At 64.2% G+C, this 25,360-nt stretch carries 30 protein-coding genes; 25 read left to right on the top strand and 5 right to left on the bottom strand.

Going from position 1 to position 25,360, the window contains the following annotated elements; translation table 11 throughout:
• The first annotated feature begins 1 nt into the window (after window position 1).
• From fliH to BHD08_RS17385, 13 genes are all read left to right on the top strand, one after another.
• Window positions 2-700 carry a flagellar assembly protein FliH gene (gene fliH, locus BHD08_RS17445; protein WP_125023820.1) on the top strand — a complete coding sequence of 233 codons (699 nt, stop codon included), beginning with the start codon at window positions 2-4 and terminating at the stop codon, window positions 698-700.
• 3 nt (window positions 701-703) lie between these two features.
• The gene (fliI, locus tag BHD08_RS17440; protein ID WP_014595425.1) at window positions 704-2,038 is read left to right on the top strand and encodes a flagellar protein export ATPase FliI; all 1,335 of its coding nucleotides are present in this window, start codon (window positions 704-706) and stop codon (window positions 2,036-2,038) included.
• A complete protein-coding gene (locus tag BHD08_RS17435) occupies window positions 2,035-2,457 on the top strand; it encodes a flagellar FliJ family protein (RefSeq protein WP_125023818.1) in 423 nt (140 codons plus the stop codon). The genes fliI and BHD08_RS17435 overlap by 4 nt, the downstream gene beginning before the upstream one ends.
• A gap of 132 nt (window positions 2,458-2,589) precedes the next feature.
• A complete protein-coding gene (gene flgM, locus BHD08_RS17430; RefSeq protein ID WP_015278798.1) occupies window positions 2,590-2,865 on the top strand; it encodes a flagellar biosynthesis anti-sigma factor FlgM in 276 nt (91 codons plus the stop codon).
• Window positions 2,862-3,302, top strand: coding sequence for a flagella synthesis protein FlgN (locus BHD08_RS17425; RefSeq protein ID WP_015278797.1), 441 nt, complete (start codon window positions 2,862-2,864; stop codon window positions 3,300-3,302). The genes flgM and BHD08_RS17425 overlap by 4 nt, the downstream gene beginning before the upstream one ends.
• 487 nt (window positions 3,303-3,789) lie before the next feature.
• A complete protein-coding gene (fliD, locus tag BHD08_RS17420; RefSeq protein ID WP_015278796.1) occupies window positions 3,790-5,058 on the top strand; it encodes a flagellar filament capping protein FliD in 1,269 nt (422 codons plus the stop codon).
• A complete protein-coding gene (fliS, locus tag BHD08_RS17415) occupies window positions 5,058-5,453 on the top strand; it encodes a flagellar export chaperone FliS (RefSeq protein ID WP_015278795.1) in 396 nt (131 codons plus the stop codon). The genes fliD and fliS overlap by 1 nt, the downstream gene beginning before the upstream one ends.
• Complete coding sequence (locus tag BHD08_RS17410) at window positions 5,437-5,754, top strand: hypothetical protein (RefSeq protein WP_015278794.1); 318 nt, start codon at window positions 5,437-5,439, stop codon at window positions 5,752-5,754. The genes fliS and BHD08_RS17410 overlap by 17 nt, the downstream gene beginning before the upstream one ends.
• Window positions 5,751-6,899, top strand: coding sequence for a flagellar hook-length control protein FliK (locus BHD08_RS17405; protein ID WP_015278793.1), 1,149 nt, complete (start codon window positions 5,751-5,753; stop codon window positions 6,897-6,899). Before BHD08_RS17410 ends, BHD08_RS17405 begins: the two co-directional genes overlap by 4 nt.
• A 36-nt stretch (window positions 6,900-6,935) precedes the next feature.
• Window positions 6,936-7,385 carry a flagellar basal body-associated protein FliL gene (gene fliL / locus BHD08_RS17400; RefSeq protein ID WP_015278792.1) on the top strand — a complete coding sequence of 150 codons (450 nt, stop codon included), beginning with the start codon at window positions 6,936-6,938 and terminating at the stop codon, window positions 7,383-7,385.
• 11 nt (window positions 7,386-7,396) lie between these two features.
• Window positions 7,397-8,131 carry a FliA/WhiG family RNA polymerase sigma factor gene (locus BHD08_RS17395; RefSeq protein WP_015278791.1) on the top strand — a complete coding sequence of 245 codons (735 nt, stop codon included), beginning with the start codon at window positions 7,397-7,399 and terminating at the stop codon, window positions 8,129-8,131.
• A gap of 4 nt (window positions 8,132-8,135) precedes the next feature.
• On the top strand, window positions 8,136-9,008 hold the full coding sequence (motA, locus tag BHD08_RS17390; RefSeq protein WP_015278790.1) for a flagellar motor stator protein MotA: 873 nt from the start codon (window positions 8,136-8,138) through the stop codon (window positions 9,006-9,008).
• A complete protein-coding gene (locus tag BHD08_RS17385) occupies window positions 9,005-9,943 on the top strand; it encodes an OmpA family protein (protein WP_015278789.1) in 939 nt (312 codons plus the stop codon). The genes motA and BHD08_RS17385 overlap by 4 nt, the downstream gene beginning before the upstream one ends.
• A 54-nt stretch (window positions 9,944-9,997) precedes the next feature.
• On the opposite strand, the gene BHD08_RS17380 is transcribed toward BHD08_RS17385, so the two are convergent.
• The 4 genes from BHD08_RS17380 to flgA all read right to left on the bottom strand — a co-directional run bounded on the left by BHD08_RS17380 (window position 9,998) and on the right by flgA (window position 13,474).
• Window positions 9,998-10,480, bottom strand: coding sequence for a hypothetical protein (locus BHD08_RS17380; protein ID WP_015278788.1), 483 nt, complete (start codon window positions 10,478-10,480; stop codon window positions 9,998-10,000).
• Window positions 10,477-11,307 (bottom strand): winged helix-turn-helix domain-containing protein, encoded by an 831-nt coding sequence (locus tag BHD08_RS17375; RefSeq protein ID WP_125023816.1) that lies wholly within the window; start codon window positions 11,305-11,307, stop codon window positions 10,477-10,479. Before BHD08_RS17375 ends, BHD08_RS17380 begins: the two co-directional genes overlap by 4 nt.
• A gap of 369 nt (window positions 11,308-11,676) precedes the next feature.
• Window positions 11,677-12,513 carry a lateral flagellin LafA gene (gene lafA, locus BHD08_RS17370; protein ID WP_125023814.1) on the bottom strand — a complete coding sequence of 279 codons (837 nt, stop codon included), beginning with the start codon at window positions 12,511-12,513 and terminating at the stop codon, window positions 11,677-11,679.
• A gap of 172 nt (window positions 12,514-12,685) precedes the next feature.
• Window positions 12,686-13,474, bottom strand: coding sequence for a flagellar basal body P-ring formation chaperone FlgA (gene flgA, locus BHD08_RS17365; protein WP_125023812.1), 789 nt, complete (start codon window positions 13,472-13,474; stop codon window positions 12,686-12,688).
• Between the two features lie 98 nt (window positions 13,475-13,572).
• On the opposite strand from flgA, the gene flgB reads away from it, so the two are divergent.
• The 12 genes from flgB to BHD08_RS17305 are packed head-to-tail and all read left to right on the top strand — an operon-like array spanning window position 13,573 to window position 24,100.
• On the top strand, window positions 13,573-13,938 hold the full coding sequence (flgB, locus tag BHD08_RS17360; protein WP_015278784.1) for a flagellar basal body rod protein FlgB: 366 nt from the start codon (window positions 13,573-13,575) through the stop codon (window positions 13,936-13,938).
• Window positions 13,938-14,366, top strand: coding sequence for a flagellar basal body rod protein FlgC (gene flgC / locus BHD08_RS17355; protein WP_014595442.1), 429 nt, complete (start codon window positions 13,938-13,940; stop codon window positions 14,364-14,366). The genes flgB and flgC overlap by 1 nt, the downstream gene beginning before the upstream one ends.
• Window positions 14,366-15,031 (top strand): flagellar hook capping FlgD N-terminal domain-containing protein, encoded by a 666-nt coding sequence (locus BHD08_RS17350; RefSeq protein WP_125023810.1) that lies wholly within the window; start codon window positions 14,366-14,368, stop codon window positions 15,029-15,031. Before flgC ends, BHD08_RS17350 begins: the two co-directional genes overlap by 1 nt.
• 50 nt (window positions 15,032-15,081) lie before the next feature.
• Window positions 15,082-16,272, top strand: a complete 1,191-nt coding sequence (gene flgE / locus BHD08_RS17345) for a flagellar hook protein FlgE (protein ID WP_125023808.1) — start codon at window positions 15,082-15,084, stop codon at window positions 16,270-16,272.
• Between the two features lie 9 nt (window positions 16,273-16,281).
• On the top strand, window positions 16,282-17,010 hold the full coding sequence (locus tag BHD08_RS17340; RefSeq protein ID WP_015278780.1) for a flagellar basal body rod protein FlgF: 729 nt from the start codon (window positions 16,282-16,284) through the stop codon (window positions 17,008-17,010).
• Between the two features lie 14 nt (window positions 17,011-17,024).
• The gene (flgG, locus tag BHD08_RS17335; RefSeq protein ID WP_014595446.1) at window positions 17,025-17,810 is read left to right on the top strand and encodes a flagellar basal-body rod protein FlgG; all 786 of its coding nucleotides are present in this window, start codon (window positions 17,025-17,027) and stop codon (window positions 17,808-17,810) included.
• A complete protein-coding gene (gene flgH / locus BHD08_RS17330) occupies window positions 17,810-18,478 on the top strand; it encodes a flagellar basal body L-ring protein FlgH (RefSeq protein ID WP_015278779.1) in 669 nt (222 codons plus the stop codon). The genes flgG and flgH overlap by 1 nt, the downstream gene beginning before the upstream one ends.
• A gap of 12 nt (window positions 18,479-18,490) precedes the next feature.
• Window positions 18,491-19,603, top strand: a complete 1,113-nt coding sequence (locus BHD08_RS17325; RefSeq protein WP_015278778.1) for a flagellar basal body P-ring protein FlgI — start codon at window positions 18,491-18,493, stop codon at window positions 19,601-19,603.
• A gap of 8 nt (window positions 19,604-19,611) precedes the next feature.
• Window positions 19,612-20,724, top strand: a complete 1,113-nt coding sequence (locus BHD08_RS17320; protein ID WP_125023806.1) for a transglycosylase SLT domain-containing protein — start codon at window positions 19,612-19,614, stop codon at window positions 20,722-20,724.
• Window positions 20,721-22,100, top strand: a complete 1,380-nt coding sequence (gene flgK / locus BHD08_RS17315; RefSeq protein WP_125023804.1) for a flagellar hook-associated protein FlgK — start codon at window positions 20,721-20,723, stop codon at window positions 22,098-22,100. Before BHD08_RS17320 ends, flgK begins: the two co-directional genes overlap by 4 nt.
• 37 nt (window positions 22,101-22,137) lie before the next feature.
• Complete coding sequence (gene flgL, locus BHD08_RS17310) at window positions 22,138-23,046, top strand: flagellar hook-associated protein FlgL (RefSeq protein WP_015278775.1); 909 nt, start codon at window positions 22,138-22,140, stop codon at window positions 23,044-23,046.
• Between the two features lie 16 nt (window positions 23,047-23,062).
• Window positions 23,063-24,100: a hypothetical protein gene (locus BHD08_RS17305; protein ID WP_015278774.1), complete on the top strand. Its 1,038-nt coding sequence runs from the start codon at window positions 23,063-23,065 to the stop codon at window positions 24,098-24,100.
• A gap of 11 nt (window positions 24,101-24,111) precedes the next feature.
• Here BHD08_RS17305 and BHD08_RS17300 read toward each other — a convergent pair whose 3' ends face one another.
• Complete coding sequence (locus BHD08_RS17300) at window positions 24,112-25,305, bottom strand: lactonase family protein (RefSeq protein WP_125023802.1); 1,194 nt, start codon at window positions 25,303-25,305, stop codon at window positions 24,112-24,114.
• Window positions 25,306-25,360 lie beyond the last annotated feature (55 nt).

The following is a 25,360-nucleotide window of genomic DNA, read 5'->3' as shown; positions in this document are numbered from 1 at the left end:
CATGACGATCAAGGTGATCAAGGGTGCCGACCGCAGCTGGCGGCCGTTCCGCTTTCCGCCAAGGGTGAAGACCCCGGCACAGGCGGCGGCTGGTTTCGCCGGCGACCCGGCAGCGCTGCAGCGTGCGGTGGCCGATGGCTTTCAGGAGGGCATCGACAAGGGCTATCGCGAAGGCCTGGAGCAGGGCCGCGAAGCAGGGCACCGCGAAGGCTTTCAGCGCGGCGTCGAGGATGGCAAGGCGCTCGGTCTGGAAGAGGGCCGCCAGCAGGGTCGTCGCGCCTTTGACGAGGCCGGTCGGCCGCTGGATCGCCTGATCGAGGCATTCGAAGGTTTTCGTCAGGAATACGAGCAGGCGCGTCGCGAGGAGTTGCTGGAGCTGGTGCAGAAGGTCGCGCGGCAGGTGATCCGCTGCGAGCTGACCCTGCATCCGACCCAGCTGCTGACCCTGGCTGAGGAAGCGCTGAACGCCATGCCGGGCGATCAGGAAGACGTGCGTATCCAGCTCAATCCGGAAGAATGCGCGCGCATCCGCGAGCTGGCGCCGGAACGCGCCGCCGCCTGGCGGCTGGTGCCGGACGAGAAGCTCGCGCTCGGCGAATGCCGTGTGCTCACCGCCCAGGCCGAGGCTGATATCGGCTGCCAGCAGCGCCTGGACTCGTGCATGGAAACCCTCGCCGAACACATCGCGGCGCAGGGCTGACCGATGGCCCTGCGCGACAGCTTCCGCCTCGACGAGGCCCTGCGCTCGCTGGACAACGTGCAGCTGGCCAAGGTCAGCGGGCGGCTGGTGCGGGTCTCCGGCATGCTGCTGGAAAGCCTCGGCTGCCAGCGCATGACCGGCCAGCGCTGCTATGTCGAGCAGGGCGATGGCAGCATGCTGGAAGCGCAGGTGGTCGGCTTCAACCGCGATATCACCTACCTGATGCCGTTCAAGAAACCGGTCGGCCTGACCGCCGGTTCGCGGGTATTCCCGGCGCCGGATGACGCCAAGCTGCATATCGACGAATCCTGGCTCGGCCGCGTAGTCAACGGCCTCGGCGAACCGCTGGACGAACTGGGCAAGCTCGGCGGGCGCGACCCGTTGCCGACCGAGCTGCCCTCGGTCAATCCGCTCAAGCGCAAGCCAGTCAGCGAAGCGCTGGATGTCGGCGTGCGTGCGATCAACGCCACCCTCACCCTGGGCAAGGGCCAGCGTGTCGGCCTGTTCGCCGGCTCCGGTGTCGGCAAGAGCGTGCTGCTGGGCATGATCACCCGGCAGACCAAGGCCGATGTGGTGGTGGTCGGGCTGATCGGTGAGCGGGGCCGCGAGGTGCAGGAGTTCCTGCTGCATTCGCTGGGCGAGGAGGGCCTGAAGAAGGCCGTGGTGGTGGTCGCGCCGGCCAACGAATCGCCGCTGATGCGGCTGAAGGCCACCGAGCTCTGTCACAGCATCGCCGCCTATTTCCGCGATCAGGGGCATGACGTGCTGCTGCTGGTGGATTCGCTGACCCGCTACGCCATGGCCCAGCGCGAGATCGCCCTGGCCCTTGGCGAGCCGCCGGCGACCAAGGGCTATCCACCGTCGGTGTTCGGCATGCTGCCGGAGCTGGTGGAAAGTGCCGGCAACGGTGCCAGCGACAATGGCAGCCTGAGCGCTATCTATACGGTGCTGGCCGAGGGCGATGACCAGCAGGATCCCATCGTCGACTGCGCGCGGGCGATTCTCGACGGCCACATCGTGCTCTCGCGGCGCCTGGCCGAAGCCGGACACTACCCGGCCATCGACGTCTGCGCCTCGGTCAGCCGCTGCATGAGTCAGGTCGGCCAGCCGGCGCACCTGGGCGCGGCGCGCCAGCTCAAGGAGTGCTACAGCACCTTCGAGAAGATCAAGGAACTGATTCCGCTCGGCGGCTACACGCCGGGCGCGGACATCAAGACCGATCGTGCGGTGCAGCTGGCGCCGACCATCGAGCGCTTCCTGCGTCAGGACGTCGGCGAAGCCGCCGAACTGGAAACCAGCGTCGCCACCTTGCAGAACATCCTCGGGAAACCGCGATGAAACAGCAGATCGAGACCCTCGGCCGCCTGGCCAGCCTGCGCAGCCACCGTGTGCGGCAGATGCTCGGCCGCGTGCAGTACCAGCAGAACCTCTGCCAGCGCTACCGCAACAACATCACCGGCCTGAGCCGCCTGTGCGGCTTTTCCGTGCCGATGAACACACCACTTCAGCGCGACAACCAGCAACGTTACAAGGCCACCCTGTACAAGATGGTGGAGCTGCAGCGCCGTGAGCTGGCGGTTGCCGAGCAGGCTCTGGAGCGTATTCAGCGCGAGCTGCTGCAGGCCATGCGCAGCGAGAAAGTGGTCGAGCACATGATCGATGACAAGATGCAGCAATGGCAGCAGCTGCTTGCGCAACAGGAACAGAAAATCCAGGACGGACTGGCGGCGCAGGCCCATTGGCGCGCCACGCATTGAGGCAGGCGACGCCGCGCAGGTCGGCCCGGTAGACTGCACGCGCACGCCTGCGTGATGCAGGTGAAAGTCGATTTAATAACTTGCCGATGATGGTCGCCTGTTTGGCTGTAACCACCGAGTTGGAATGAAATCATGGAAATCAGCCGGCATTTCAAGCCCGCCCTGACACCGGCCGCCGAGGCCAGCACCAATCGCCAGCCCGCTGCACGCCCTGCGGCTGAAGCGCTGGTGCGCCAACCTGCCAGCCTTCCGCTGGAGCAGATGCATGACGCCCTGCGCGCTATGCCGGAAATCGACCTCGACCGGGTTGCGGCGATCAAGCAGGCCCTGCAGCGCGGCGAGATCTCCAGCGATCCTGCGGAGCTGGCCGGGAGCATGCTCGCCTACCATCGCGGAAGCGATGCGTGAACCAGCGCGACAAGCTGCTCGCGGTCGTTGCCATCGACCTTGAGCAGGATTGCGATGACTACCTGGCCCTGCGTGACCTGATGCAGGCGCTCTACGCATTCCTGCTCGAACGCGACAGTGTAGAGATCGATCGACTCAATCTGCAGATCACCACTCGCGTCGAAACCATCGGTGCGCGGGCCCAGCGCCGGGCAAAGGTGCTGAGTGCCTTCCGCCTGCAGGCCGATGCCGATGGCATGCAGCGCCTCCTCGGTTCTTACCCTGACGAGCAGGCGGTGCGTCTGCGTCAGTCCTGGCAGCAGCTCGGCGTGCTGGCCAGCCAGTGCCAGCAGATCAACGAGCGCAACGGCAAGCTGCTGGCCATGCATCACGAGATCCTCGGTCAGCTGCTGGCCGGCAGTCATGACGCGCGGCTCTATCAGCCGCAGATGTACTGATCCCCGCGCGGCGTAATCCCCGCGTTTCTCCGTTTCTCCGTTTCTCCGTTTCCCGCTGATCGGTCTGCCTTCCCTGCTCGGTGAGCTTGCTCGCGGATGCCATTGGAGCTGCGGCCGGCCGGTTCGCCAGGCGCTGGCACCTGTGGGAAGCCACGGGCACTTCGGTTCCTGAATTGCGCCCGCTCCGCGGCGCATGCCTGCAGCGCCTTGCCTGGGTTGCCGCACATGAGCGCCGCTCGCGAGCGGGGCAGTCGGGCGATCTTCCCATCGATATTTTCGGCGCGCCTTAGCGTTGGCTCCGTATTCGTCGCCTTTAACCAGAGAGATTGCGCCATTCGGTCAGGCGGAAACGGCATTTCCCCGTTTCCTCATAAGGCCGCCAGGCGGAAGCGCTTCTTCTGCGCCACTTGGCATAAAGCGCTTGTAAATCAATGATTTGTGAATTGGCACTCAACTTGCTCTACAGAGCACAGGAAGGGGATCGGTAATGGCGATAGATTCGAATTACATAAAGCAGATGTCGACGCAGCTGGCGACCTACGAAGTTCAGTCTTCGCTGGACCGGCTCAATCGCAACGAAAGCAACTACAAGACTCAGCGTGATGCGCTGAGCAAGTTGCGCACCTCGCTGACGACCTTCAAGTCCGCCGTCTCCGGATTGAAGACCGGCAAGGCGACCATGCTGGTCAACAGCGCCACCACCAGTCAGGAGGGCTACGTCAGTGCCACGGTCGGTGCCAAGGCGCAAGCCGGCAGCTATCAGTTCTATGTCGAGCAGCTGGCCAGCAAACAGCAGGTGGCGGTGCAGGGGTTGGTCGATGGCGCCCTCAGCGGAACGCTGAATCTCAAGGATCAGACATTCAACCTGGGTGCCTACGCGACCCTCGAAGACGCCGCGAAGGCGATCAATGCCAGCGCCGATCTCGGTGTGCAGGCGACGCTGGTGCGCAGCAACGGTGAAGTCAGTCTGGTATTGACCAGCACCGAAAGTGGCACGGCCAATGCCTTCGCACATTCGCTGACCGGCACCGCTGCTACCACGACTACGCTGTCGACCGCGGCCGATGCGCGTATTCGCATGGGCGGCAGTTTCGGTGTTGGTGGTATCGAGCTGACCAGTTCGAGCAACACCTTCGACAACGTCATCGAGGGCGTCAGCCTGTCGGTCAACAAGGTGCACAAGGACGGTGATCCGGCACTGACGCTGACCATTGACCAGGACAAGAGCGCCACCAAAGGCAAGGCGCAGAGCTTTGTCGACGCCTTCAACGCCCTGATGACCAGCTTCGACTCGCTGACCGCCAGCGGCAGCGACAGCAGTGCCCGTGGTGCGCTGGCGGGCGACTCCAGCGTGCGCGCCATCGAAGGCCGCCTGAACACCCTGCTGCGTACCGACTTCGGCGGCAACAGTCTGATCAATTTCGGTATCAGTGCCGACCGCAACGGCAAGCTGACCATCGACACCGCGCGCTTCGAGGCCGCCGTGGCGAAGGACCCGGCCGGGTTCGAGGCGCTGTTCACCGGCAAGGACAACCTGCTCGACAGCATCGACAAGACCGTCGCCAGCTACACCAGCAGCACCAACGGCATGCTGAAGAACCGCATGGACACGCTGGACATGAACCTGCGACGCACCAACGAGCAGTTCGACAAGCTGCAACAGCAGTACGACAGCCATTACTCCCGCTACCTCAAGCAGTTCACCTCCATGATGCAGACCATGCAGAACATGGAGCAGACCTTCGGAATGTTCTGATGACCTACCTTCCCAACGACAGTTACGACAGCTACCGCTCGGTGGACCTCGAGGCGCGCGCCGCTTCGGCATCGCCCTATGAGCTGGTGCTGGTGCTGATGGATGGCCTGCTCGACGAGCTGGCCCGTGCGCGTGGCCACATCGAGCACAAGCGCTATCAGCAGAAGGGCGCCTCGCTGGAAAAGTGCATGAACATCCTCAACGGACTCAACGGTGCACTGGATGAGGAAGGCGGCGGTGAGGTAGTGCAAGGCCTGGCGCGGCTCTACGAATACTGCATCTATCGCCTCTCCGACGTCAGCGTGACGCTCTCGCTGGAAGGCCTGGACGAGGTGGTGAACCTGCTCGGCACGCTGCGTGAAGGTTGGGAGGGCGTCAGTGCCGCACGCAAGTGACGAGCAGCGCCTGCAAGCCTTGCACGAGAGGCTGGCGGCGGCATTGCAAAGCCAGGACTGGCGCGCCGTCGGTGAAACCGATCAGGCGATCCGGCAGTGCCTGGAACAGTTGCCGCGAGATGCACACGCATCCGTGCAGAGCGCCAGACAGCAGCTCAAGCGTTTGCATGGCCAGGCCTTGAAGGCCTGCGCCGAGGAATGCGAGCGCTTGCGCCTGCTGCTGGTGAATCACCTCGAGTACGCCGAAGGGCGCTCGGCTTATCAACGAGTCGACATGTATCAGGCGAGGAACGGCGAGTGATCCAGTTGATCCCGGCTTCGGCCTCAGCTGCCGGAACGGCACAAGCGTTGACGCAACCGCTGCGTCCGGCCTCGCTGAGTGGCCATGCGGCCGCGCGAGCGGCCGAGGGCCAGCCCGGTCTCGGCGCGGATTTCAGCGCGCGCATGCTGACTGCTGCCGTCGAGCTGGACATGGACACGCTGCAGCAGCCCGTGGCCGAGCAGGCAGAGCTGTCGCCGTCCGCGCTAGCGGAACCCGTTGCCCAGGCGAGCAGCGACGAAGCGGCCGAGCAAGGTCCGGTCGAGCAGTGGCTGCTGGGGATGCTCGATCAGCAGCAGGTGCAGGTTCAGGCGCGGGAGGCGGCGGTTCAGCCGGGTTGGCCAGCGGCACCACAGCCGGCAGGCGCTGAAACGGAAGGTGAAGCCGCTGGCGTTGCCGAAGCACGGCTGCAGGGCCAGGTAGCTCCGTTGCCCCTCGAACTATCCGGTCGGCAGATGGCTGATCCGGTCGCTGATCGGCCGATGCCCGCTGCTCAGGCCATACGTCCAGTCGTTGAACCGGGTGCTGTGTTGAGTCTGCTGGCAACCGGTGCAGCGGGAAGCGATCTCGGCGCAGAACTGCCGGTGGAGCAGTTGAAGGAACTCGCCCCTATCGATGAGGGCAGCCAGTCGGCGCCGCTCTTGGCTGAACGCCCGACTAGTAGCGTCGCTCAGGGGGCCGAGCGCCTGCTCAAGCTGCAGGGCCCCGAAGCCAAGTGGGGCGAGCAGATGCTGCATGCCCTGCGCGAGCACGTCGAGATCCAGCTGCAGCAACGTCAGCAGAGCGCCAGCATTCGGCTGGATCCGCCGGAGCTGGGCAGCCTGGAAATTCATCTCAGCCATGAGTCCGGTCGTCTCAGCGTGCAGCTCAGCGCAGCCAATGCCGATGTGGCGCGGCTGCTGCAGCAGACCAGCGACCGTCTACGCCAGGAACTGGTGGCGCAGCATTTCGTGCAGGTCAATGTACAGGTCGGCGCCGACGGCCAGTCGGGCCGTCAGGGTCAGTCGCAGCAGGCGCATGACGGCGATGCGGTTCTCGCCGCAACCACGCCCGCGCGCGCAGCCGCGGTAGAGGATGGCGGCGCACGTTCGGCTGGTCGCAGCAGCGATGTGCTGGTCACGGTCTGACCGGCTCAACTTCAACTACAGGATTGTGAATAGGTTATGTCGACGCCACGTCTGGTTCTTCTGATGCTGCTGCTCAATGTCGTCACCGTTGCCGGTGGGGTCGGTGCCGCCTACTGGCTGCTCAAGCCGGGCATGAGCGGTGGTGAGGTGGTTACGGAAACCATCGAGCCGGTGGAGTACCAGTTCTATCCGGTCACCAAGGTGATCGTCAGCCTGCGCGGAGAGGGCCGTGAGCGCTATTTCGTGCTCGACCTGGCACTGCAGGCCGAAGCCTCGGACGAGCCGAAGAACTTCGAGCAGGTTGAACCGCTGGTGCGCAATTCGGTGGTCAGCTACCTCTCCGGGCTCGACTTCGCCGACCTGCGTGCCATGCCGATCGGCGAGTTGCAGACCCGTCTGGAGGAAGCGCTGTTTGCCGACTTCGCCAGCAAGAACGCAGTGGTGCCGTTCCGGCACGTACTGGTCAACAAGATGATCGTTCAGTAAAGGCCCGCGCCATGAACGCCACCTGTTCCGTCGACTACTACGGCGCCAGCCCGGCCAGCCCTGCGCTATTTGCACCGGGTGCCGAGCAGCGCTGGCTGATGCAGTACCTGCCGCTGGTCAAGCGCATCGTGCGACAGCTTTCGTTGCAGGCGAATCAGGTGCTTGACCGCGAGGACATGGAGCAGATCGGCATGATCGGTCTGCTCGAAGGTCTGCGTCGCTACGGCGAACCGGACGAGCAGTTCGGGCGCTTCGCCGCGTTGCGTATTCGCGGTGCGATCCTCGACGAGCTGCGCCGGCAGGACTGGCGCCCGCGTCAGGTCCGGCAGCAGGCGCACAAGGTGCGCGACGCGATTCGTGAACTCACCCGCCAGCTGGGCCACAGCCCAAGCGACGAGGAGATCAAGACATTCACCGGGCTGGACGAGAAGGATTATCAGGCCTTCCTCTGGGCCGATTCGTCCGAGGCCATCGAGAGCCTCGACGAGCTGCTGCAGAGCGGCCATGAGCACTTTCCCGACACGGCCGAGCTGTTCGAGGAGCGGCTGCTCAAGGAGCGTTTGCTGGAGCAGGCGTTGAGCCGGCTGGACGAGCGCGAGCGACTGGTGCTGACGCTGTACTACCAGCACGAATTGAGCCTCAAGGAAATCGCCCTGGTGCTGGAAGTCAGCGACGCCAGGGTCTGTCAGTTGAGCAAGCAGGCGATCGGCAAGGCCTGTCGCTTTTTAACCGAGAGAAGTCAGTAACGTCATGCAGAAAGTATTAGGTGCGTTCATCATCATCGGTTGCGTGCTGGGCGGCTACGCCATGGCCAACGGCGACATGCGGGTGCTCTGGCAGCCCGCGGAGATCGTGATCATCCTCGGCGCCGCGATCGGCAGCCTGGTGGTCGGCAATCCCAAGGAAGTGCTGGTGGAAATGCTTTCGCAGATCCGCGGCGTGTTCATCTACGAACGCCGTGGCGAGGAGTTCCAGCGCCAGCTGCTGATGCTGCTCTATGAGCTGTTGGAAATGGTCGATGTGGGCGGTCTCAAGGTGCTCGACTCGCACATCGAGGAGCCAGAGCAGAGCGAGCTGTTTGCACGCTACCCGCTGATCCTCAAGGAAAAGAACCTGATGGCGTTCATCGCCGACAATTTCCGCCTGATGGCCATGGGCAAGATCAGCGCCCACGAGCTCGAGGGTTTTCTCGAGCAGGAACTCGAGGCGATGGAGCATGCATTGCTGCAGCCGTCGCGTTCGCTGTTCAAGATCGGCGAGGCGATGCCGGGTTTCGGCATCCTGGCGGCGATCATGGGCATCATCATCACCATGGGCAGCATCGGCGGTAGCGTCGCCGAGATCGGCGCCCATGTGGCCGCGGCGCTGGTCGGTACCTTTCTCGGCATCTTCTTCTGCTACTGCCTGATGGAGCCGCTCTCCAACGCGATGGGGCAACGGGTCAAGACCGAGCTGTCGGCGCTGGAATGCGTACGTACCACCTTGGTTGCGCATCTGGCTGGCAAGCCGACGCTGCTGGCAGTCGACGCTGGCCGCAAGCTGATCGAGCAGGACGTCAAGCCGGCCTTCCGTCAACTCGAGGTCTGGGTCAACCAGTACGAGGAAGAAAGGGACGCGGCATGAAGAGCCGAGGCAAGAGCGGTAACGAGCACGAAATCATCGTTCGCCGCCGAACCAAGAAGGGTCACGGCGACGAGCACGGCGGCGCCTGGAAGGTGGCTTTCGCCGACTTCACCCTGGCGATGATGGCGCTGTTCATGGTGCTGTGGATCATCCAGCCGCAGATGAACCTGACCAATCCCGCATTCGGCGATGAGGAAAGCAATCCCCTGGTCGATGGCGGTGCCGGTATTTTCGACGGCACCAGCACCTCGCCACTGGAGCTTGATGGCGTACCGGTACGGCAGGCGCGCAATGAGGACGAACCCGAGCGTCGGCGTGTCGAGAGCGACCGCGCAGAGGGGGAGTTGCCCGAGGATGGCAGCCGCCGCTATGCCTCGACGGCCGAGTTGCAGGCGTTGGCAGCGTTGATGCAGGAGGTGGCCGGGCAGGTCGATGCGCTGGCGAATCTGGAAGTGGACGTGGTGCCCCAGGGCCTGCGCATCCTGATCAAGGACGACCAGCAGCGCTTCATGTTCCAGCGCGGCAGCGCCGTGCTCAATCCGCACTTCGCCCGCCTGCTCGGTGTGCTGGCCGGCGTGCTGGCCAAGGTCGAGAACAAGCTGATCATCAGCGGCCACACCGATGCCACGCCTTACCGGCTGCAATCGGGCTATGACAACTGGAATCTCTCCGGTGATCGCGCCTTGCGTGCGCGCAATGTGCTGGTGAGTGCCGGCCTGCCGGGGCGCTCAGTGCTGCAAGTGACTGCGCAGGCGGACGTGATGCCACTACGCCCCGATGCGCCGGAAGATGGAGCCAATCGACGGGTGGAGATTCTCTTGCTGACCGACTCGGCGGAGAACCTGTACAAGGAATTGTTCGGCGACAGCTACGGCAAGGTTCGCTTCACCGAGAAGGGCGCGAGCTACAGCGCTCCGGAGTCCGACGAAATCTGATTGCAACGCGTGTGGCTGCGCGCCCGCTGCAGGCTGTCTGGCGCAGCGGGGTTGTCAGAGCTGGGCCACCGCCGGTTCGGCGCAGTAGACCTGCTGGGTCTCGACGCCGTAGAGGCAGGCGCCCACTTCCTCCAGGGTGATGCGGGCGCCTTTGTGCTTGCCGTAGAACAGATTGAAGATCAGCTCTTCGTCCAGTTCGTCGGCGCCGGCAATTCCGCTGATCTGGCCTTCTTCCACCACCAGCCGGGCACGGCCGAGAAAGTCGGTTTCGACCCGGCCAGACGCTTCGACGATGGCCGGGCTGTTGCGTGTCATCGCATAGAAGCGCCCATCATTGAACACCACGCTCTGACTGACCTGCACCAGTTGGCCGTTGCTAAGCAGCACCTGGCCAGTCGAGGAATATCGACCGTCAAGGTTGGCGCTGTAGTTGGTGGTGGTGCCCATCGCAACGAAGGCCCATAACGCCAGAGCAGTCGGCACCATGACGCGCAGCAGGCGCTTGCTTGCCGTGCCGGTCTCGAAAGAAGCATTCATCGCAGACATCCTTGCAGTGTTTCATTCGGAATGGCGTTCACCTGGCTGCGGTGAACCTTCACCCAGTTCATCCGGCCATCGTTTTGCAGGCAGCGAAGCTCATAGAAGCCGGGTGACATGTTCACGATCAGGCGACCCGGCCGCGAACTCATGCCGGCAACGCTGGCTACCAACAGGCGGGTTTCCTGCATCATCCGGTCGAGCATCTGCTGGCTTTTTTCCACGTACAGCACTTCGAGCTGGCCGATGGAATGGGTATAGGTCAGCGAACTCTTGGGCGCATGCATGAAGCGGTAACCCAGGGCGACACATGCCAAGAGCAGTGCTACCGCAGTGCCAAGCATCGTCGGGGCAAACCAGGCAGAGCGCCGCGGCATTTGAAGTGGGAGCTGTGCCAGCTCCGTGATCGGCTGTTCGACCGCAGTCGGGACCGGCGGCAGCGCGGCCTTCTCGATGTTGACCAGGTAGTTCGGGTTGAACAGATAGCCCCGACGCGGCAGGGTCTGAATGATCTGGCTGTCGGCATCGCCGAGAACCTGGCGCAGCGTGTAGATCTGCTGGTTCAGGCTACCTTGCCCGACCACTCGATCCTGCCAGGCGTAGCTCAGCAGCTCCTCGCGCGAAACGACCTCGCCGGGCATTTGCAGCAGGCGCTCCAGAACCCGGCTTCCGGAAAAGCCAAGGTCAACTTTTTCTACGTTATCGCCGCTGCAAAGCGAGAGCTGGTAGAGCGAGCGATCGAAGCGAACCAGGCAGTTGTCGCGGCCACTCTTCAGGAGCGGATAGACGGTGCCATCGGTGGCCTTCATGGTCAGAGATGAAGTCATGGTGCCCTGAGAAGCGAATGAGGGTTTCTGTGATAGGAGGCAAAGGTTTACCGTGAACTAGTTGGCAGTATGTTGACGCCGTTTTTTTGAACTTACAAGGGAACTAATCAGGGCGATAGAGGTCATGAATAATGGCTATGTGCCATCATTTGCATTGAAAGTGATGGCTCATGGAGCGACGGCTGGTGCTGAAAGGCCTATTCTAGAAGGGGTTAAGGTTATTTTGAGATGGCCATATGACCTCAAAATGATATCAATAGCCGTTAGTCGGATAGACAGGAGAAAAAACCTGAACAACAAAAAGCCCCGAACCAGTCGGGGCTTTTTGCATGTATCGGTTGGGTCAGCCAAGGGCCAACCCGGCAGTCATCAGCCCAGCAGGCCCATGACCATGCTCGGCATCTGGCCTGCCTGCTTGAGCATGGAGATGCCGGACTGCATCAGCATGCTGTTCTTGGTCATGTTGGCGCTTTCCGAGGCGAAGTCGGCATCCATGATGCGACCCTTGGCCATTTCGGTGTTGTCCTTCATGTTGGCCAGGTTGTTGGCGGTGTGATTCAGGCGGTTGATGTTGGCGCCCAGAGCACCACGAGTGGCGCCAAGATCGTCAAGGGCGGTCTCAAGCGCATCGATGGTAGCAACGGCACCGGCTGCAACTGAAAGGCCCGGCACAGTGGTGGTCATCTGGGTCAGTGCGGCAGCAATCTTGGTATCGGCTATAGCCACTGTCATCACTTCTGCAGAACTAGCACCGATCTGAAAATTGATGTCGGCAGCCAAGGTGCCGCCGTCTAGCAGCGCATCACCCGCATATTTGGTATTGGTTGCGATATTGTTCAGCTCTTTGCCGAGCTCCACGAATTCAGCTTCTAGGGCGTCGCGGTCTTTCTGAGTATTGGTGCCGTTAGCCGATTGGGTGGCCAGGTCTTTCATGCGCTGCAGGATATCGGTCGCTTCGTTGAACGCGCCCTCGGCAGTTTGCAGCATCGATACGGCATCGTTGGTGTTGCGTATGGCCACGGCCATGCCGCGGGCGCCTGCGTTCAGACGGGTGGCGATCTGCAGGCCAGCAGCGTCGTCGGCGGCGCTGTTGATGCGCAGGCCGGTGCCCAGGCGCTGCTGGTTGGTGCCCAGGGTGTTGTTGGTCTTGCTCAGGTTGGTCTGAGTGATCAGCGAGGAATAGTTGGTATGAATGGACAGGGCCATGTGAAAATCCTTCGTGCTAAGTGGGCTGTAGGAGCTGGCTTGACTGCCTGCTGAAAGGGTAAGGCGACAGCCCAGGAAGAAGGATTAAATCCTGGCGCCAAAATTTTTTTGGATTGCTCCCAATTGGCCTTTCAGCGCCCTTGCGCGGATCATATCCATGCACGTTCGCCTGTTAGAACGTACTGGTCACCACCCCTTCTTCCACCACCTTCGCATCGATCACCTTGCCGCTGCGTACGTTGCGTACGCGAATTACCTCGCCCGGCTGCCCGTCGCCCAGTGCTTCGCCGTTGGTGGAGGCTTCGATACCGTCGTGGCTGGCAACGATCCTTACCGGCTGGCCGCGCTTGACTGCCAAGGGCTGCGCCAGCAGCGACGGCGTGAGGGTCTGGCCGGCGCGGATGCGTCGTTTCGCGGCCATGCCCTGCACCTCTTCCAGGCGATTGAAATAGCCACGCTGGGCCTTGCCGATATTGATCGGCTCAAGCCTTAGGTCGTCGCGCCCCAGCGTCTGCCCGCGTTCGATGATGCCCTGAGCGTGCACCGCCGGCAGCCACACACTGGGCTGGCTATTGATATCCAAGGTCCAGCCGTTCGCATCGGGGCAGCTGATCGTCAGCCGCTGACGGTCCAGCAGCGACTCGCTGCCGCTTGCGTCGCGAACCTGCAGCGGCTGGGCGCAGCGGGGCAGTCGCGCGGTGCTGGCCGGCAGGCTGGTGTCGTGGCTCAGGCGGGCGCCCTGCCAACCCTGGCGCTTCGCTTCGCGCAGCAGCGCATCGTTCAGATGCCGGTCGACGGCCTGGCGAATCTGCTCATCGGCACCGCCTTGCGCCCACACCAACCCTGGCAGCAACAGCAGCGCTGCCCAGGCGGAAGTACGTTTTCCGCTTCCGTCCTCACGCTGCGCCCGATGCGGAAGCAGGGTGTTGAAGCGGGACCTGTGCTTTGCGCTTTTTTTCATTGAAAACAACGGGTTACCTATGCGTTGGCGGACCGGCACGAATGCTGCAAAAGCGATGGTCGGTTATCACACCGCTCATGCTTCAAGGGTATCGGCGAATGAGTATACGGATTGAAGACGCAATCGGCGTTCACGAACGGGCGCTGGGCTTGCGCATGCAGCGCAGCGAGATCCTCGCGGCGAACCTGGCCAACGAGGACACCCCGGGCTTCCAGGCCCGCGACATCGACTTCGGCGCCGAAATGCAGCGTCTGGACGATAACGCCTCGTCGCGCCTGAGCATCGCGGGCAGCGATCCGAGCATGCTCTATCGCGTACCGACCCAGGCTTCGCAGGACGGCAACACCGTCGAGCTGTCGGTCGAGCAGGCGCAGTTCTCGCGCAACTCCATGGATTTCCAGACCAGCCTGACCTTCCTGACCATGAAATTCCGTGGCCTGAAGCAGGCCATCGAGGGCCGCTGATGTCTTTTGATTCCATCTACCGCATCGCCGGTTCGTCGATGAACGCGCAGACCGTGCGGCTGAACACCGTGGCCAGCAACCTGGCCAACACCGACTCGGCGGCGGCCAACCCGGCGGACGTCTACCAGGCGCGCAAGCCGATGTTCGCCGCGGTGTACGAGAACAACTCGCTGACCCGCGGCGTCGGCCTGGGCGGCGCCCATGTGCAGGTGCTCGACGTGGTCACCTCCGGGGCCGAACCCAAGCGCCGCTACGAGCCGGGCAATCCGCTGGCCGACGGCGAGGGCTACGTCTACTACCCCGACATCAACGAGATCGAGGAGATGACCGACATGATGTCGGCCACCCGCAGCTTCGAGACCGGTGTCGAGGTGCTCAACCGCGTCAAGAGCATGCAGCAGAGCCTGCTGCGCCTGGGAGAAGTCTGATGAGTAGCGTCAATTCCGCGCTGGACGCCAGCCTGGCCGGCAACAGCATCGACCAGGTCAAGCGCGCCGTGAATGTGAGCGACGCCACCACGATGGAGAACAACTTCATCAGCCTGATGGTCGCGCAGATCAAGTACCAGGACCCGACCAAGCCGGTCGACAGCACCGAATTCCTCAACCAGTTCTCGGCGATGTCCCAGGTCAAGAGCATGGAAAACATGACCAGCCTGGCGCAGAACAACCTGGTGTTGATGGACAACCTGCAGACCCTGACCGCCGCCGGCCTGGTTGGTCAGCAGGTGCGGGTGGCGGTGGACAGCCTGCAGCTGGGCACGCAGCCGCTGCAGGGGCAATTCACCCTGGCCCACGCCTCCAATCGCACGGCCGTGGTACTGACCGATTCCAACGGCCTGAAGACCACCGTCGAGCTCGGCGCCCGCGCGCCCGGCCAGGTGCCGTTCGACATCGATCCGCAGCGCCTTGGCCTGCCGGCCGGCCAGTACAGCGTGGTGATCGAGTCGGACAACGGCGAGTACCCGCAGGTGGAAGTCGCCGGTCTGGTCGGCAACGTGCGCGTCAGCGCCGAGGGCCCGGTGCTGCAGATCGACGGCGTCGGCTCGGTGCCGTTCTACAACATTCTCGAGTTCGGTGCCGGCCGCGCCTGAGCGCGGCGGCCAGTCACCGAACCTTCATCCAGCAGAGTCGAGACGCAACCATGAGCTTCAATATCGCCCTGACCGGCCTGTCCGCCGTCAACGAACAACTCAACACCATCGGCAACAACATCGCCAACTCCGGCACTGTGGGGTTCAAGTCCTCGCGCACCAACTTCGGCAGCCTGTATGCCGAGACCCAGGCCATGGGTGTGGAAGTGATCGGCACCACCCAGAGCATCAGCCAGGGCGGCGCACTGACCTCGACCAACCGCACCCTGGACCTGGCCATTTCTGGCGGCGGCTTCTTCGTCACCCGCGCCAGCAACGGTGACATCGGCTACACCCGTGCCGGCATCTTCGGCACCGACAAGGACAGCTACATCACCAACAGCCTCGGCCAGCGCCTGCAGGGTTACCCGGCCGATGCCACCGGCAACCTGCAGACCGGCACCGTCGGTGACCTGCAGCTGCGCTCCGGCGGCATCCCGGCCCGCGCCACCGATGCGCTGAGCTTCGTCGCTAATCTGGACGCCAATCAGGAAGTGCCGACCGTGGCCTTCGACCCGCTGGCGGCGGACAGCTACAACTCCACCTACACCACCAAGCTGTACGACTCCCAGGGCAAGGAACACACCCTGACCCAGTATTTCGTCAAGACCGCCGACAACAACTGGAATGCCCACTACTACGTCGACGGCGCCGCCCTGGCTGGTGCGCCGCAGGCACTGACCTTCGACACCTCCGGCGTGCTCGCCACCCCGATCGGCACGGTCGCCCTGGCAGCCCCATTGACCGGTGGCGTCGCCCCCCTGGCCATCCAGCTCGACTACAGCGGCACCAGCCAGTACGGCTCGGAATTCAGCGTCACCAACAACCGTGCCACCGGCTACGCGGCTGGCGAGCAGACCGGCATGACCGTGGAGAAGGACGGCAAGGTCTACGCCAGCTATTCCAATGGCGAACGCATGCTGCAGGGCCAGGTGGTGCTGGCCAGCTTCGTCAACGCCGAAGGCCTGAAGAACATCAGCGGCACCGCCTGGACCGAAACCGCCGCCTCCGGCGCGGCGATGCTCGGCGCTCCAGGCGTCGGCCAGTACGGCACCCTGGCCTCCGGCGCGCTGGAAAGCTCCAACGTCGACCTCACGCAGCAGCTGGTAGGCCTGATGGAAGGCCAGCGTAACTACCAGGCCAATACCCAGGTCATTTCCACCAACAAGGAACTGACCCAGGTCCTGTTCAACGCAATCTGAGGCTGACCCATGGACCGCTTGGGATACACCGCGATGACGGCCGCCAGCCGCACGATGATGTCGCTGCAGGTGCGCTCGAACAACCTGGCCAACGTCAACACCCCCGGCTTTCGCGCCGACCTCGAACGCGCCCAGGCCGTGGCGGTGGAAGGCTACGGCTACGACAGCCGGCACATGGCGCTGATCGAGAACAACGGCGTCAGCCTGGCCGCTGGGCCGATGGTCGCCACCGGTCGCGAGCTGGACTTCGCCGTCAAGGGCACCGGCCTGATCGTGCTGCAGGACGGCGAGGGCGAGGCCTACACCCGGCAGGGCAGCATGCAGGTCGATGCCGAAGGGCGCCTGACGCTCAACGGCCGTGCGGTGCTCGGCGAGGGCGGTCCCATCGTCCTGCCGGAGTACGACCGCATGGAGATCGGCAATGACGGCACCGTGTCGGTCATGGCCCCCGGTGACTGGATGATGGCCGAGGTCGATCGCATCCGCCTGGTCGACGTGCCGGCGGCCAACCTGATGAAGAACCAGGCCGGCCTGCTGGTGACCCGCGACGGCGAGCCGGCGCAGCCCAGCGAGGACGTACGGTTGGCCAGCGGCTTTCTCGAGTCGAGCAACGTCTCGGCGATCGACGAGTTGGCCTCGACCATGAGCCTGAACCGCCTGTTCGAAACCCAGGTAAAGATGATGAAAGCCGCCGAGGACCTCTCCGACGCCGGCAACCGAATGATCCGCGGCAGCTGATCGGGAGATAACGCATGAATTCTGCACTTTGGGTCAGCAAGACCGGCTTGGCCGCCCAGGACAAGGCCATGGCCACCGTCGCCAACAACCTGGCCAACGTCAACACCAACGGCTTCAAGAGCGACCGCGCGGTCTTCGAGGACCTGTTCTACGTCATCGAAAAGCAGCCGGGCGCCCAGGCCGACGAAATCAACACCGTGCCCTCGGGCATCCAGCTGGGCAGCGGCGTGCGCGTCGCCGGCACGCAGAAGGTGTTCACCGAAGGCAGCATCCAGACCACCGGCCAGCCGATGGATCTGGCCATCGTCGGCCGCGGCTTCTTCCAGGTCGAGGCGCCCAACGGCGACATCTTCTACACCGAGAACGGCCAGTTCCAGCTCAACGCTGAAGGCATGATGGTCAACGCCCAGGGCTTGCCGCTGAACCCGGCCATCGAAGTGCCTGAGGGCAGCACCGGCTTCACCGTCGGCAGCGACGGCATCGTCACCGCGGTGCTGGCCGGCGACACCCTGCCGTCCGAGCTGGGGCAGATCACCCTGGTCAACTTCACCAACCCCGGCGGGCTGGAAGCACTGGGCGGCAACCTCTACCGCGAAACCGTCGCCAGCGGCGAGCCGGTGGAAGGTGTGCCGGGCGAGGAGGGCCTCGGCCAGCTCAAGCAGGGCGTGCTGGAAGGCTCCAACGTGCAGGTGGTGGAAGCCATGGTGGCGATGATCGCCATCCAGCGCGCCTACGAGGCCAACGCCAAGGTCCTCGATGCCGCCAGCGGCATGCAGCAGTTCCTCAACCAGACCGTGTGATGCCGATGAAGCCGATCGCCCTCCTGTTCGCCTTTCTGCTGCTCGGCGGCTGCGCCAGCTTCGACGAGCTGCTGCCGGACGAGGATTCCAGCGAATACGAGCCGCTGGAGCTCGACTACAGCCTGCCACCGACCACTGGCGGCGGCCTGTTCCGCTCCGGCTACGGCGGCTCGCTGGTCAGCGACCGGCGCGCGGTGCGGGTCGGCGACATTCTCACCGTGGTGCTGGACGAATCCACCCAGTCGAGCAAGAGCGCCGGCACCAGCTTCGGCAAGGAATCGAGCGTCGGCATCGGCGTGCCCACCGTGCTGGGCAAGACCTACCCCGACGTGGAAACCTCGGCCTCCGGCGAGCGTGAGTTCAAGGGCTCGGCCAAGAGCTCACAGCAGAACACCCTGCGCGGCTCGATCGCCGTCAGCGTGCACCGCGTGTTGCCGAACGGGACCTTGCTGATCAAGGGCGAGAAGGCGCTGCGCCTGAACCAGGGCGACGAGTACATCCGCCTGACCGGCCTGGTGCGCATCGATGACATCAACCGCTACAACCAGGTTTCTTCGCAGAGTGTGGCCAACGCCAAGATTTCCTACGCGGGTCGTGGCGTGCTCAACGACAGCAACTCGGCTGGCTGGCTGACGCGATTCTTCGCATCGCCGCTGTTCCCCCTTTAAGCGGTAACTCCAATGACTAGCCCCTTGCGCTCCGTGAAGCTGTTCCTCGCCTCTCTTGTTCTGTGCTGGCAGCTGCCGGCGCAGGCCGTGCCGTTGATGGACCTGGTGGATATCGAGGGTATTCGCGGCAACCAGCTGATCGGCTACGGTCTGGTGGTCGGCCTGGATGGCACCGGCGACAAGAACCAGGTGAAGTTCACCAGCCACTCGGTGGCCAACATGATCAAGCAGTTCGGCATCAACCTGCCGGCCAACGTCGACCCCAAGCTGAAGAACGTCGCCGCGGTGACCGTCACCGCCACGGTGCCGCCGTCCTACAGCCCTGGGCAGAGCGTCGACGTCACCGTGTCCTCGCTGGGCGACGCCAAGAGCCTGCGCGGCGGCCAGCTGCTGATGACCCCGCTGCAGGGCGTCGACGGCGAAATCTATGCCGTGGCGCAGGGTGCGCTGGTGGTCGGTGGGGTGAATGCCGAAGGCGCCAGCGGCTCGAAGGTGGCGATCAACACCTCCAACAGCGGCCTGATCCCCAACGGCGCGACGGTGGAACGGATGATTCCCACCGACTTCACCGAGCGCCCGGACGTGATGCTCAACGTGCGCCAGCCGAGCTTCCAGACCGTCACCCGCGTGGTCGATGCGGTCGATGCCTACTTCGGCAAGGGCACCGCCACTGCGCTCAATGCCACCAAGATCTCGATTCGCGCCCCGGTCACCAGCACCCAGCGCATGAGCTTCATGGCCATGCTCGAACGCCTGGACGTTGAAGAAGGCCGCGTGCGGCCGAAGGTGGTGTTCAACAGCCGCACCGGCACTGTAGTGGTCGGCGAGGGCGTGCGGGTGAAGGCCGCCGCGGTGGCCCATGGCTCGCTCACCGTGACCATCAGCGAGCGGCCGCAGGTCAGCCAGCCCGGCCCCTTCTCCCAGGGCCAGACGGCCGTGGTGCCGCAATCGGACGTCGCCGTCGAGCAGGACCGCAACGCCATGTTCAAGTGGCCCGAAGGTGCCAGCCTGGAAAGCATCATCAACACCATCAACAGCCTGGGCGCGACCCCGGATGACGTGATGAGCATTCTCCAGTCGCTGGAACGCGCCGGCGCGCTGAACGCCGAACTGATCGTGATGTAAGGCCGCCCATGAGCATCGTTTCCCTACCGCAACACCTCAATGCCATGCGCGCGCGCCATGACGGCCCGAGCGCCGCGCGCCGCCAGCAGCTGGAGATGGTTTCCGAGCAGTTCGAGGCCATGTTCCTGCAGCAGATCCTCAAGCAGATGCGCAAGGCCGGCGACGTGCTCTCGGCCGGCAATCCGATGCGCAGCCGCGAGCTCGACACCATGCGCGACTTCTACGACGAGGTGCTCGCCGAAACCCTGGCCGGAAAGCGCCAGACCGGGATTGCCGACATGCTGGTGCAGCAGCTCTCCGGCGGTCTCGACGGCACCGCGCCGGCGCCTGCCGCGCTCGGTCTGGCCAGTGCCGGGCAGGGCGGCCAGCATGCGCTGCGTGGTACCTGGCAGCGCGGCGTCGATGCGCTGGACAACGCCTGGGCGGCGGGCAAGGCGGGCTTCCGCGCGCTGGTGGATAGCGTCATCAAGCACGAATCCAGCGGCAACGTCGCCGCCGTTTCGCCCAAGGGTGCCCGCGGCCTGATGCAGCTGATGCCGGGTACTGCCCGCGACATGGCCGCCGAACTCGGCCTGCCATTCGATGAAGCGCGGCTGACCAGCGATGCCGAATACAACAAGCGTCTGGGCAGCGCCTACCTGAACAAGATGCTCGAGCGCTACGACGGCCACCAGGCGCTGGCGCTGGCCGCCTACAACGCCGGCCCCGGCAAGGTCGACGAGTGGTTGAAGAACCATGGCGACCCGCGCCGCGGCGAGATCGATGCGGCCAGCTGGATCCACAAGATCCCGTACCAGGAGACTCGCGACTACACGCGCAACATCCTCAAGGACCTGCAGGCGGCCAACAGCCAGCCACACGAGCCGCAGGCTGCCGTGCAAGCGTCTGGCTGGCCGCAGGCGGCACAGGCCAGCCTGGCCACTGCCGAGCGCCTTTCCCGTGGGCAGTTGCTGGCGGTGGTGGAGGGCAAGCGCATCGCCGAGCAGCAGGCAGCGTCCGCCGGGCTTAATAGCGCGCCCGCCGCAGTCGCCTTGGATAGACAACAGCCGGTTGCCGCGCGCCATCTTTCCGTGGCGTTCGCTCAACCGATCCGCATCGATTCGAAGGAAGCCCTGTCGTGAGTGTCTTGAGTCAGATTGGCTATAGCGGCGTACGCGCCTCGCAGATCGCCCTAACCGCGACCGGGCAGAACATCGCCAACGTCAACACGCCCGGCTTCAGCCGCCTGGCGCCGGAGATGCATTCGGTCGGCGGGCAGACCGCCACCAGCATCGGTGGCGGCGTGCAGGTCAGCAGCATCCGCCGGCTGTCCAACGATTTCCAGAACCAGCAGCTCTGGCGCGCCAGCACCGACAAGAACTACTACGGCACCAGCCAGCAGTATCTGACCGCGCTGGAAGGCCTGATCCACAGCGAAGGCTCCAGCGTCAGCGTCGGCCTGGACAACTTCTTCGCCGCGCTCAGCGAGGCCAGCTCCACACCGGAGTCCATCGCCCTGCGCCAGCAGATCATCGGCGAGGCCAAGCAGCTGGCGCAGCGCTTCAACGGCCTGAACGGCAACATCGGCACCCAGCTCAACGCCCTGCAGGGCCAGCGCGTGGCGATGGTCGCCGAGATCAACGGGCTGTCCGGCAACATCGCCGAGCTGAATGCGGAAATTCTCAAGATGGAGTCGGCCGGGCGCGATACCGCCACGCTGCGCGACTACCGCGAGAACCTGATCAAGGACCTCAGCCAGTACGCCGGCATTCGCGTGCAGGAAGTCGCCGACGGTACGCTGACCGTGTCCCTGGCCAACGGCCAGCCGCTGGTGGCGGGTACAACGGCCGGCCAGCTGCGCGTGGAGCAGAACCTGGCCGGCGAACAGGAACTGACCCTGGTGTTCGCCAAGACCACCTTCCCGCTGGTGCAGGAAGGCCTCGGCGGTTCGCTGGGCGCGCTCTACGACATGGAATACGGCGCGTTGCGTCCGGCCCAGGCCGACCTGCACGACATGGCCGCTGCCCTGGCGCAGATGGTCAACGACACCCTGGCCGGTGGCTTCGACCTCAATGGCAATCCGGGCCAGCCGCTGTTCGTCTACACCCCCGGCAGCACCAGCGGCATGCTCGCGGTGACCGCGCTGACGCCGGAACAACTGGCGTTCTCTTCTGCCGGCCAGAGCGGCACCGGCGAAGTCGGCAACAATGAGAATCTGTTGGCCCTGCTGGAACTCAAGTCGGCCAAGGTCAACGTGGCCGGCAGCGATGTTCCGCTGAACGATGCCTACGCCGGCCTGGTCGGCCGCGTCGGCAGCGCCAGCCGGCAGAACAAGGCCGACCTCGCCGCCGCCACGGTTGTCGCCGAGCAGGCCCAGGCCCAGCGCGACAGCGTCAGCGCAGTGAACCTGGACGAGGAAGCGGTCAACCTGATGGCTTACGAACAGGCCTATCAGGCCAACATGAAAGTAATCAGCACCTCCAACGACCTGTTCAACGCCGTATTGGCGATGTTCTGAGCGCTCGCCGCCCGATTCGACTGACGAGAAAGACACCATGCGCATTTCCAACGCCCAGATCACCGCGATGATGCACGGCTCGCTGAACAACAGCTCCGAGAAGCTCGGCAAGCTGATGCAGCAGATGGCCAGCGGCGAGCGCATGCTGGTGCCGTCCGACGACCCGATCTCGGCGGTCCGCGTGCTGCGCATCCAGCGCGAGGAAGCCAGCCTGACGCAGTACCGCACCAACATAGCCAACGTTTCTGGCAACCTGTCCAAGCAGGAAGCCAATCTGAAAGCCGCCTCCGACAGCATGCTGAGCATTCGTGACCTGCTGTTGTGGGCGGCCAACGGCAGCAACACCGACGAGGATCTGTCGGCCATCGCCAATGAGCTGGAGGCGCTGGAAAACACCGTGCTGAGCTTCGCCAACGTGCGTGACGAGGAAGGCCGTTACCTGTTCTCCGGCACCCGTTCCAACCAGCCGGCGATCGCCCTGATCGGTGGTATTTACGTGCTGCAGGGCAACGATCAGCATCGCCAGGCGGCGGTGGCCAACGGCGTGCTGGTGGAGGAGAACGTTACTGCAGCGCAGGTCTTTGGCGCCGACGTCGGCATGCTCAACGAGCTGCGTGCGCTGGTGCAGGTGCTCAAGGACCCGGCGCTGGATTCCACCGACCCCGCCGTACGCGCACAGATCACCGCGACCATGGATAACCTGGACGCCACCCATGCCCGCCTGCTCGGCGCGGTGACCGATCTCGGTGGCCGGCAGAACACCCTGACCCTGCTCAGCAGCAGCAACGAGGATGTCTCGCTGGTGAACCAGAAGATCGAAGGTGAGCTGTCGCGCCTGGACTATGCCGGTGCGAGCATCGACCTGAACAATTACCAGCTGTCGCTGCAGGCCACTCAGAAGACCTATCTGAAGATCAACGGCCTGTCGCTGTTCGGCATGCTCTAAGGCGAGGAACGCTTGAATGAAGATCGGCAAGCCGCTACCCGCCGTTTCCGCCATCAACCCCCATGAGCGCCGACAGGCACTGCTTGCCGACGTGCCGACGCCGTCGCGCCGTCTGCCGGTGCCGGGCGATACCGCGCATGCGGAAGTCGCCAACAAGAAGAGCACCAGCTTCAGCCTGCAGCTCAATCAGCAGCTGTCTTCCATGCAGTCGGCAGAAAGCTATCTGAACGACCTGCACGGGCGTCTTTCGCAGCTCAAGCTCAGCCTCAGTCGCGAAATCAGCTCGCCGACCTCGAGTAGCGGGCCGGATGCGATTAGGCATGCCATGCAGGAGGTGGAGCAGCTGTTGCGCGAGCGCAGCAAGCGCTCGGCCAATTCTCTGGACGCGACGCTGAAGCTGCGCCTGAGCGAGCCGGTGCGCAGCCGCTTCAGCCTGCAGGGCTTGGAATCGCTCGAAGCCATCCGCCAGTCGGGTCGCGAGACGCTGCTGTTCAGTGGTGGTCGCCAGCTGGCCGAGCCGGTCGCGGTGGTGCTCGACGACGACATGAGCGACGAGCAGATCCTGCGCCGCTTCAACGGCAGCCTCGGGCAGTCCGGTATCCGTGCCGAACTCGATGACAGTGGCCGGCTCAGGTTCTCGGCGCGGGAAAGCGACTGGCAGCAGCTCAAGGACCAGCTGGCGGTGCAGGGCGAGGACAAGCTCTTCGCCAAGGGCCGCTTTCAGCGTCTGCCGAGCCAGGAAGAGCAGCTGCTGAAGTTTCCCGAAGAGCCGGCACTGGACTCGCTGCGCGAACTGCGGCGCATGCTCGATACCGTGGTGGCCGGGCTGGAGAAGGTCGGCGCGCTGCGCGAGCAGCTAGGCCAGCGTCAGCGCGAGATCCGCGAGTTCCTGGCGCAACAGGCCGATGTCGATGAGCAGCAGTGGGCAAAGGACTTCTCCCACTCGGTGTTCAACCTGATGCAGCGCAGCCCCTCCAGCTACGCGGCCGTCACCCAGACGGTGGTGGCGCAGGCCAATATCAGCCGCTTCGCGGTGGTCAGCCTGTTGTCCTGATCCCTTCCCACTCAGTTCGGCGCTAGCAGCTTGATATCCGACGGCCGTCCAACCGTCAGGGTCTGCAGCTTCTCGCCGAGCTTCCCACTATCCGGATCGCGCCGGATCACCACCAGCTCATCGCTCAACTGATTGGCGATCAGCATGAAGCGCCCGTCCGCGGTGATGGCGAATTCCCGCGGTTCGCGGCCTTCGCTCGGGCGGCGCTGGATTTCACGCAGCGTGCCGTCGGCCTCGATGGCGAAGGCGACGATGTGGTTGTAGTCGCCACGGTCGCTGACATAGAGGAAGCGGCCATCGGCAGAGCTATGGATCGCGCCCGGCGAATGCCGCACGTCGCTCCCCGCACTTTTCAGGTCCAGCAGTTGCCGGCGGGTCAAGGTGCCGTTCGCGTAGTCGAAGCTCGCCACCTGGGCGCTCAGCTCGAGGGCGAGATAGGCGTGTTTGCCATTGGGGTGGAAGACCAGATGGCGCGGGCCGCTGCCAGGCGGCAGTTCGATGCTTGCCGGCTCGTCGGCCTGCAGCGGGCGCTCCGAGTTCTGCGGGTCGTAGCGGTAGACGAACACCCGATCGGCACCCAGGTCGCTGACCAGCAGACGCTTGCCGTCCGGGCTCGGTACGGCGGAATGCACATGTGCCGAGCGCTGGCGTTCGGGATGCACGCCGCTCGACTGATGCGCAAGGATCTGTGTGACCGGCAGCGGGTGGCCATCCTCGGCCAGCGGCATCACCGCCAGACTTCCGCCAGGGTTGGGCCGCGAACCGTAGTTGCTGATGAACAGGTAGCGGCCGTCATGGCTCAGGCTGGCATGGGTCGGCTCATCGCCCAGACTGATGTTCTGCCCGATCAGCTGGTGCTCGCTGCTACTGTCGAGCTGCCAGGCACTGACACGACCGACCGGGTCAGCATGTGCCGGACCGTTCTCATTGGTGGCGTAGAGCCGGCCGCGCTTGTCATCCAGCACCAGCCAGGACGGGTTGTCGCTGGTGAGCGTTTGCACGGGCTTCGGGTCGATCTGCCCGGTCGCGGGATCGAAGCGCAGACGCAGGATGCCCGGGCTGTCGCTATCGTGCGTGTAGCTGCCGATGAGAATGTGCATATCGTCTGTCTCGGCTCGCGCACCGCCCGCCAGCAACGCACCGACCAGCAGGGCGAAAGCGAGGCGAAGCAGTGTGGGCCAATTGCCCCTGGTCAATGTAGTCATGCGACTATGACCGCCGGTGTTGCACAACGCTCCCGCAAGAAGCGCGGCCGAACAT

Origin of the sequence: Pseudomonas sp. SCT, assembly GCF_003864275.1 — a bacterium.
Classification (GTDB): domain Bacteria; phylum Pseudomonadota; class Gammaproteobacteria; order Pseudomonadales; family Pseudomonadaceae; genus Stutzerimonas; species Stutzerimonas stutzeri_AE.
This window is presented reverse-complemented; position numbering and strand designations above follow the sequence as displayed.

Bases quoted from the DNA above. Each gene is read 5' to 3' on its own strand.
- fliH (WP_125023820.1), top strand. From the start codon at position 2: ATGACGATCAAGGTGATCAAGGGTGCCGACCGCAGCTGGCGGCCGTTC.
- fliI (WP_014595425.1), top strand. From the start codon at position 704: ATGGCCCTGCGCGACAGCTTCCGCCTCGACGAGGCCCTGCGCTCGCTG.
- BHD08_RS17435 (WP_125023818.1), top strand. From the start codon at position 2,035: ATGAAACAGCAGATCGAGACCCTCGGCCGCCTGGCCAGCCTGCGCAGC.
- flgM (WP_015278798.1), top strand. From the start codon at position 2,590: ATGGAAATCAGCCGGCATTTCAAGCCCGCCCTGACACCGGCCGCCGAG.
- fliD (WP_015278796.1), top strand. From the start codon at position 3,790: ATGGCGATAGATTCGAATTACATAAAGCAGATGTCGACGCAGCTGGCG.
- fliS (WP_015278795.1), top strand. From the start codon at position 5,058: ATGACCTACCTTCCCAACGACAGTTACGACAGCTACCGCTCGGTGGAC.
- fliL (WP_015278792.1), top strand. From the start codon at position 6,936: ATGTCGACGCCACGTCTGGTTCTTCTGATGCTGCTGCTCAATGTCGTC.
- BHD08_RS17395 (WP_015278791.1), top strand. From the start codon at position 7,397: ATGAACGCCACCTGTTCCGTCGACTACTACGGCGCCAGCCCGGCCAGC.
- motA (WP_015278790.1), top strand. From the start codon at position 8,136: ATGCAGAAAGTATTAGGTGCGTTCATCATCATCGGTTGCGTGCTGGGC.
- BHD08_RS17385 (WP_015278789.1), top strand. From the start codon at position 9,005: ATGAAGAGCCGAGGCAAGAGCGGTAACGAGCACGAAATCATCGTTCGC.
- BHD08_RS17380 (WP_015278788.1), bottom strand. From the start codon at position 10,480: ATGAATGCTTCTTTCGAGACCGGCACGGCAAGCAAGCGCCTGCTGCGC.
- BHD08_RS17375 (WP_125023816.1), bottom strand. From the start codon at position 11,307: ATGACTTCATCTCTGACCATGAAGGCCACCGATGGCACCGTCTATCCG.
- lafA (WP_125023814.1), bottom strand. From the start codon at position 12,513: ATGGCCCTGTCCATTCATACCAACTATTCCTCGCTGATCACTCAGACC.
- flgA (WP_125023812.1), bottom strand. From the start codon at position 13,474: ATGAAAAAAAGCGCAAAGCACAGGTCCCGCTTCAACACCCTGCTTCCG.
- flgB (WP_015278784.1), top strand. From the start codon at position 13,573: ATGAGTATACGGATTGAAGACGCAATCGGCGTTCACGAACGGGCGCTG.
- flgC (WP_014595442.1), top strand. From the start codon at position 13,938: ATGTCTTTTGATTCCATCTACCGCATCGCCGGTTCGTCGATGAACGCG.
- BHD08_RS17350 (WP_125023810.1), top strand. From the start codon at position 14,366: ATGAGTAGCGTCAATTCCGCGCTGGACGCCAGCCTGGCCGGCAACAGC.
- flgE (WP_125023808.1), top strand. From the start codon at position 15,082: ATGAGCTTCAATATCGCCCTGACCGGCCTGTCCGCCGTCAACGAACAA.
- BHD08_RS17340 (WP_015278780.1), top strand. From the start codon at position 16,282: ATGGACCGCTTGGGATACACCGCGATGACGGCCGCCAGCCGCACGATG.
- flgG (WP_014595446.1), top strand. From the start codon at position 17,025: ATGAATTCTGCACTTTGGGTCAGCAAGACCGGCTTGGCCGCCCAGGAC.
- flgH (WP_015278779.1), top strand. From the start codon at position 17,810: ATGCCGATGAAGCCGATCGCCCTCCTGTTCGCCTTTCTGCTGCTCGGC.
- BHD08_RS17325 (WP_015278778.1), top strand. From the start codon at position 18,491: ATGACTAGCCCCTTGCGCTCCGTGAAGCTGTTCCTCGCCTCTCTTGTT.
- BHD08_RS17320 (WP_125023806.1), top strand. From the start codon at position 19,612: ATGAGCATCGTTTCCCTACCGCAACACCTCAATGCCATGCGCGCGCGC.
- flgL (WP_015278775.1), top strand. From the start codon at position 22,138: ATGCGCATTTCCAACGCCCAGATCACCGCGATGATGCACGGCTCGCTG.
- BHD08_RS17305 (WP_015278774.1), top strand. From the start codon at position 23,063: ATGAAGATCGGCAAGCCGCTACCCGCCGTTTCCGCCATCAACCCCCAT.
- BHD08_RS17300 (WP_125023802.1), bottom strand. From the start codon at position 25,305: ATGACTACATTGACCAGGGGCAATTGGCCCACACTGCTTCGCCTCGCT.